General features: G+C 57.4%; 3 protein-coding genes and 2 pseudogenes. 1 reads left to right on the top strand and 4 read right to left on the bottom strand.

Going from position 1 to position 5,334, the window contains the following annotated elements:
• Positions 1–70 precede the first annotated feature (70 nt).
• The 4 genes and pseudogenes from NKI95_RS33945 to NKI95_RS33930 all read right to left on the bottom strand — a co-directional run.
• Positions 71–847 (bottom strand): annotated as a pseudogene (locus NKI95_RS33945) (transposase); the annotation flags it as partial.
• A 449-nt stretch (positions 848–1,296) separates the two neighbouring features.
• Positions 1,297–2,256, bottom strand: a complete 960-nt coding sequence (locus tag NKI95_RS33940) for a Rossmann-fold NAD(P)-binding domain-containing protein (RefSeq protein ID WP_352722202.1) — start codon at positions 2,254–2,256, stop codon at positions 1,297–1,299.
• Positions 2,257–2,405: 149 nt separating this feature from the next.
• Positions 2,406–3,641: an ATP-grasp domain-containing protein gene (locus tag NKI95_RS33935; protein WP_352722200.1), complete on the bottom strand. Its 1,236-nt coding sequence runs from the start codon at positions 3,639–3,641 to the stop codon at positions 2,406–2,408.
• A gap of 52 nt (positions 3,642–3,693) precedes the next feature.
• Positions 3,694–4,545, bottom strand: a complete 852-nt coding sequence (locus tag NKI95_RS33930; RefSeq protein WP_352722198.1) for a site-specific integrase — start codon at positions 4,543–4,545, stop codon at positions 3,694–3,696.
• Positions 4,546–4,698: 153 nt separating this feature from the next.
• Here NKI95_RS33930 and NKI95_RS33925 point away from each other — a divergent pair.
• A pseudogene (locus NKI95_RS33925) lies at positions 4,699–5,249 on the top strand (IS66 family transposase).
• The last annotated feature ends 85 nt before the right edge of the window (positions 5,250–5,334 follow it).

Genomic DNA, 5,334 nt, shown 5'->3' with positions numbered 1-5,334 from the left:
GGGCCGAAACGCCGTTCCCGCCCGCCGTGCCTCAATTACCGTGCCATCAACCGAACAGGACTCACTATGAAACAATTGCCTTGTCGCGCGGTTTGCGGCTGCGGGTCGGCAGGATGGTGGTGTCGGAGTGCTCCGGCAAAGGTCGCGTTCAGCGTCGGCTCGAACCACAGCCCTTGGCGACCTCGGCCTTCAAATTGTCGCAGACGATCGCCTTGGTGATCCCGCCGAACAAGCTGAGCGCCCGCACCTGGCCGTCGGTCCAGTCCGGCAGCCTCTGGCTGAAGCTGGCAAAGGCGAAGGTCAGGTTGGAGGCGCCCAGCACCGCGACGAAGATCTGGGCGGCGTGAATGACGCCGGTCGCCGGATCGATCACCGGCACCGTTTGCCCGGCTAGTCGGTCTGCATCACCTCGCCAGCCGCATGCCGGTTGCGGAACACGGCGCTCGTCCGCTGCCGGAAGGCGGCGAACCGGTCGCAGAACCAGGTGAAGCCGTAGCCGTCGGGATTGGTGACGCGATATTCCTGCCACAGAAGCGTCACGTCACCCCTTCGCGCTTCAGCTCCCGGGCGACCCGCGTCCAATCCGGCTCGCTCAGATCCTGCGGCGGACAGCCCATTTGGTGAAACAGACGCTGTTCCAGCGCTGCCTCGTCGTCAAAGCCCGCAGGCAGGGCCAGCACGACAGCCCCGCCTCCCGCGCCCGCAGTAAATAGGTCGAAACCGAGGTCTTGCCGATCTTCAGTCGCTCTGCCACCTCGCGCACCGAAAGACCCTGTTCATGGGTCAGGCGTAGGATCGTCCGGATATCCCTCACGCTCGTTCGTCTCGCTTGCTTCCGTCTTGGCATGGGCTCTCTCGGTTCGATGATGAGAGAGCCAAAATGCCAGAACGGCGCAGCCGAGAACCGACCGTCAAATCCACCCCGGAAAACTGGTCCGGGACTTAGCGGAATCACTGTCCGGGAGTTAGTGAAAACGGTGTCCGGGACTTACCGGAAAAGGTGTCCGGGACTTACTGAAACACGCACCCGTGTCGCTCGCAGCCAGAGACTATCGCTTAAGGAGCGAACATTCATTGATCGTGCGCGCGTTGCGGGCAGCAGCAATTTCAGCATCATGGTGCGGCACATCCTGCCCAATCTCGTGCCGCAAATCGCAGCCAATGGTGCCCTGGTCACCGCCGGCACAATCTATGTCGAGACGCGTCGCTCTCGTTCCTTGGGCTTGGCGACCGGTTGCAGCCTTCATGGGGAACTTTGCTTTCGCTCGCCCAGCGCGCGTGTTGCCGCTGTGTGCGTTAAGGTGCTTTTGCGGAAAGATAGATTTGCGCTGCTCGGAGCGTTGCCTCGATATCGGAACACAAGAGCGGCCTTTTCGGAGCCAGCTTCGTATTGTTTTTATCGATGAACCGGAGAAACTCTTCGTCGTACATGGTCACATAGTTGAGTTTGCCGACTGCGGTCTTCGACAGCACCGGGATTGATGACAGATCTACAATGGTTCGCGGCTCCAATTGCTGAAGTGCGTTCTGAAGAATGGCTTGGTATTCATCATTGACATCGGCAGTTGCGATCACAACGATCGACCGTGGTTCGCGTGCGTGACCAATCTCTGCCGGGCGCATGAGCGCGACGTCTATGTCAGTCCAGGCGCGGAGACGTTTGCGAAGGTTCTTTGGGTTCCGCGTTACGATTACCGTGGAACGAAATCGCTCTCCCACACCACTCCTGATCAGCTCGCGACCCAGCATACCCGCCCCGATCATGTAAAGGCGGTCGGGTAGCTCTCCATTCGGAAATCGATCAGCTATGATGTCTCGGACGATCTGATCGTAGTTGAACGATGCTATGAACCGTTGTCGCTCGCGCGATCCACGACCTATATCGATTGCCAGCCGCACGATCTGGAAAATCGGAAGGTTTGGATCAAGACGTGCGATAGCGTTCGCAAGCTGGTCGCTGATGTAATTCTCGCCGAGGATCTGGGAATGAACGCCCGATGCAATCTCGGCTAGACGCTGAGTGATAGCAGCCGCCCCCTCAATTCGTACTGATAAAAAGTCAGAAAATATCGTTCTATCGATATTTCTTAGTGCGGGCTCCTGACCATAGGCCTCAACTCGCAAGCAAGTTGTGACCAGGAGAACTCCGCTTCTCGCAAGATCGTTGGCAATTGGTTTGATCTTCGCCGAATGCTGCGCCATCGCGAAAGGGGAGGTCATCTGGTGATCAACGTAAAAGCCAAGGAGTTCGCTCATGATTTCCCTCCTGAAGTTGATTGTAGCTCAGTGCCATTGACGGCGGCACGTTCTCGAGTTCGAGGTCTTCGACCGAACCGCCAAAAACACGTTGCTGTTCATGGCATCACCTGCGCTGGTCCCGCCAGGCAAGCAGTCACAAACTGTTCCTATTCGGAAGAGTGCGGAAGCGGTGTGATCGACCAGTCGATTAGGTCGATGGCACGCTGAAGTATGGCCGCGGTGCGAGTACGGTCGGGCGAAGCAGCGATGACATGTCCGATCATGTCTCGGTAATCACCCTTGCGGACGATCGAGGCCTTGGGTTCAACATAAAATCTAACGTCGACAACACCCGGTACAGCCGCCGCCCGACTAGTGCCCTCGATCCGATCGAGGATGCCGTCGCTATCAGGAACTAAGAACCGCGCGGCAGAGGTGTGCGAATGGCTTGCGCGCAGATCGCATTCGTCACCGATGATAACCTTGATGTGCTCGTAAATGATATCGACACCGTAAGCCAGCTGAACCAGTTGAGGGGTTGTCCAACCCGGAAGACGCGCATTGACTTCCATTACGACTGGACCCCGGTTCGTCCATCGGAATTCAATGTTCGCTGGCCCCCAGTCAAGGCCGAGAGCCCGCAAGCAGCTCAGCGAAACATTGGCAATACGCTCATGCTCCTCATCAGTTATCGGGGCAGGAAAAATGCTCTTGCAAGGGACGAAATGCGGTGGACATCCGAAGTCGGCAGAACCAATCGTAATGACCACGTTTCCCATTGTAGTAGCTTCATAGAATGGGCCTTGTGCGAATTCTTCGACCAGTATCCTAGGCGAAGACCGCCATTTGTGCGCCCCCCCCAACAGATAGTTTGTATGTTTGGCTAACTCATCCTCATCCCGGCACAAGCGGACGCCGCTGCTGCCGCTGCCTTCGGCTGGCTTTAGAATCACCGGGAGCCCGATCTCCGCAGCAGAGCGTTCTACGTCTGACGCATTCGCTGTTAAGCGATACGCAGGTATTGGAATGCCGGCCTCCGCGAGGAGCTGACGTTGAGTGAATTTGTCGAAGCATCTTTCAATAGATGTGGGGTTTGGTCCCGGTAGATCGAAATGCCGGCAGAGCTTCGCAGCCACCACACAGGCAGACTCGTCCGCGACCGAAAAGCCAGTAATGCCCGCAATATCATAAGTCGCACGCAACTGGGAACATTCCTGGATCAGCGCATCGAAATTTTCGATATCCACTCGGATTGCCTCAGTGCCTTCCGCCGCAAGATAGTCGTAATGGGCTGGATCAGCCGACAGCGTTATTGAATGAAGACCAAGACGCTGTGCCGCTTGAATGTATAGCGGACCACTAGTCGTATGACCTTCCACCAGGATGAGTGCTCTTTTTGCCATTGGCTTTGGCCTTTCCCTGCGTGCGATGTGTTGATCTGAGCGGAAATCGACATCAGCTTTTCATTCGCCATACACGTATTCTATATTTTCTCCGGCCAGAACGGATACTATGGCATCTGGTAGTTGACGCATCCGCCCGTGGCCAACACCGCACCATCGCATAAGCCCGCAGGCGCGACGGGAACGCCTGATCAAAGGAACTCAGCAGTTCGTCGATCTCGGCGCCGGTCAGCATCTCAGGCAATGATGCCAACGCCAGTGGGCGACCCGGGGAATCGCGGGCTTCAGTTCGCTCACCCGGTCGCCGGACATGCTGCGGAAGCGGAGATAGCAGCCAATGATGACGCCGATCGCGGCGGCGGTGGTGGGTCTTCGCCCCTGTTTGCGAAGGACCAAGCGGCGGATGGATGCGGCGTTGACTGTCGCCAGGGAGATCGGCTGCTCGAAATCCTCCAACCACTCGGCAACGCTTCCGACGGGTGTTGTCCGCCAATCCCCGGACGTCGCGCATGTGGGTATCGAAGCGCGTCAGCTTCCTGTTCGATGGCGGATTGCGGGCAGGATATTGCAGCACCACGCCGCCGGCTTCGAGTACCTCCAAAAGATGGCCCAGTGCCGCCTGCAGCTCATGGCGCAAACGACGGGCCGGGTCGGAGCAGGCGCACGCCGGCAGGTGCTCCGAGAGAAAGGGCATAATGGCGCCCTGGCCGATCGCTTCCAGGTCATACCCCTCCTGAATCAGCCAATAGGCGAAATACGCGATGCAGCACAAATAGGCCCTTTGCGTGTTCGGCGCAGATCGCCTTCGCTGCAAGTGCTCACCGTACTGCGAAAGGTAGGACCGAAGAATACTGCCCTCCAGCCAAGCGCGGGGCTGTGGCTGAAGGATGATCGCTTTTTGCATGTTGATCTCCTTCCGAGTTGATTGGACTCGGAAGGATTATGCGCAGCGCCTAGTTTGAATGCCGGCCACCATCTCACTGATCTGTCGAAAAAAGTGGATAAATGTCCCGGTGAGCTGCGCATAATCATTGGGTGCGCATAATCGCGCGTGTAGGTGGATGGCTACTCGGCCTACACCAATCTGCTCAAGACGCATCCCAAATCCGGAAGCGACGAAACGATCAAACTTGCAGTGTTTTCGGCTCATCTGCGGCGCAAGTTTCACGAACTGCACATAAGCGGGGTCTCGAAGCCCGCGACGGATTCAATCCTCGCCATGATCAAGTTGTGGAAGCTTGGGGATGAGGTTCGCGGCAAGAATGCAGCGAGCCGGGCGACGCGGCGTCAAGAAAAATCCGCGGCCATCGTCGCCAGTCTCTTCGAGCTGTGGGAAAAGGAACTGGCAAGATCTCGGGAAAATCCAAAACTGCCGAGGCGATCCGCTACGCGCTCACCCGCCGCAAGGCGCTGGAACGCTTTCTGACGGACGGTCGCATCGAAGTCGACTCCAACATCGTCGAGCGCGCCATCAGCTGCAAACATTTTGAACAACGTCGATCCGATCGCCTGGTCTCGCAGACCTTGACCCGCATCGCTCAGCGCTGGCCCGTAGCCGAAATCGAAATGTCCATGCCCTGGAACTTCAAGCCAGACGTTATCAGCTAACCTGAAAAATTCACGGTGGGTTGGCGGATGTGGTTCAACCCGTTGAAATGACGTAGGATTTGGTTGCTAAGGCCGATCCGAATCA

Origin of the sequence: Mesorhizobium sp. M0306 (genome assembly GCF_040321655.1) — a bacterium.
Lineage (GTDB): Bacteria > Pseudomonadota > Alphaproteobacteria > Rhizobiales > Rhizobiaceae > Mesorhizobium.
The sequence above is the reverse complement of the archived record's forward strand: the minus strand, read 5'-3'. Positions and strand labels throughout refer to the sequence as shown.